The sequence below is a fragment of the Bacillus cereus group sp. BfR-BA-01453 genome (genome assembly GCF_022662915.1).
Lineage (GTDB): Bacteria > Bacillota > Bacilli > Bacillales > Bacillaceae_G > Bacillus_A > Bacillus_A paranthracis.
The window spans coordinates 1-1,423 of record NZ_JAKUEN010000041.1 but is presented as its reverse complement, the minus strand read 5'-3'; the positions used below and the strand labels follow the sequence as shown (position 1 = coordinate 1,423).

Genomic DNA, 1,423 nt, shown 5'->3' with positions numbered 1-1,423 from the left:
GATGATGTATAAAAGTATGTGTAAACATTTTTAGGCAAAAAATAAGGCAAAGTACCCCCTAGGTTTATCCAGAACCTAAAATGAAAGGAGACTTTGCCTCATGCCTAATAATAGTATACCCAATTTAGACTTAGGTAAACAAATTGAAGCTATGGTAAAAGACTTTGTACAAGATAAATTAGAAATGATTCTTAGAGAGGAAATTCAAAACTTCCTAAAGACAGAACCTCAAGACGAACCTAATTCTAAAAATGGTTATTATCAAAGAATGTTGGATACAAAGTTTGGACGAATAGAAGATTTGTCTGTCCCAAGAGATCGGAACGGTGACTTTCAAACCTCCTTATTTCAACCGTATCAACGTCGTGACGGTTGGTTAGAGGAAGCGGTTCTAAGTCTATATCAAAGCGGTGTAAGCACACGACAAGTCGGGAAGTTTGTAGAACGTTTATTAGATGGTAATCCTTACTCAGCTACTACTGTATCTAATATTACCGAAAAGATTAGGAATGATATCGAAAGTTGGCAATCCCGTACATTAGAGTCGAATTACACCGCACTCTATTTAGATTGCTTATTTTTCAGTGTGCGCCGCGATACGGTTGAAAAAGAGGCGATTTATATTGCCTTAGGCATTACGTTGGAAGGGAAGCGTGAGATCTTAGGGTTTTACGTTGGTGGGCGAGAATCGGCAAGTGGTTGGCGAGAGATTCTAGAAAATTTACATGAGCGAGGCGTAAAGAACGTCTTACTAGGTATTTTCGATGGATTAACTGGCTTAGAAACAGCGTTTCTAAGTGTATATCCGAAAGCGGATGTTCAACGTTGTGTTGTCCATAAAATGAGGAATGTATTGTCTAAAGTAAGAAAATCCGATCAGAAAGAAGTCTCAAGTGATTTTAAACAAGTGTATAGAGCTGCAGATTTACCAAGTGCGGAAGAAGCGTTTCAAATGGTCAAAGAGAAATGGGGCAAGAAATACAAAAAAGAAGTGGATTCATGGGAAAAAGATTTACCTGTTCTTCTTACTTTTTATAAATATCCAAAAGAGATTCGATCTTATATTTACACAACGAATATGATTGAGCGAACTATTAAAGAAGTCAGAAAGCGTTTAAAGACAATGAATAGCCTTCCAAGTATAGAATCCGTGGAGAAAATCGTATATTTAGTATCAAATAATTATAACAATAGTTGGACCACTAAACGGACAGCTGGATTTGGTCTAGCCCATGAAAAAATCTATAAACTATTTAAAGAAAGATATGGAGAAACAGAGTTATCGGAGTAAAATACCGTTTAAAAAATGGTATGTGAAAAGTGAAGCTAGCTTCACTTTTCACATACCAAATCATTATAAATTCATACTGGATAAACCAATGTATTGGGCCTTATCAAATTACACAGACTTCTTGACGGAACC

The 1,423-nt window shown here is 36.2% G+C and carries 1 protein-coding gene; it reads left to right on the top strand.

Going from position 1 to position 1,423, the window contains the following annotated elements; all coding sequences use genetic code 11:
* The first annotated feature begins 100 nt into the window (after positions 1-100).
* Entirely contained in the window at positions 101-1,291 is a 1,191-nt protein-coding gene (locus MR070_RS26785; RefSeq protein WP_001133493.1) for an IS256 family transposase, read from the top strand.
* Positions 1,292-1,423: the final 132 nt, after the last annotated feature.

What these genes read in the sequence shown, in the direction of transcription:
- MR070_RS26785 (WP_001133493.1), top strand. Translation starts at nt 101, where the DNA reads ATGCCTAATAATAGTATACCCAATTTAGACTTAGGTAAACAAATTGAA.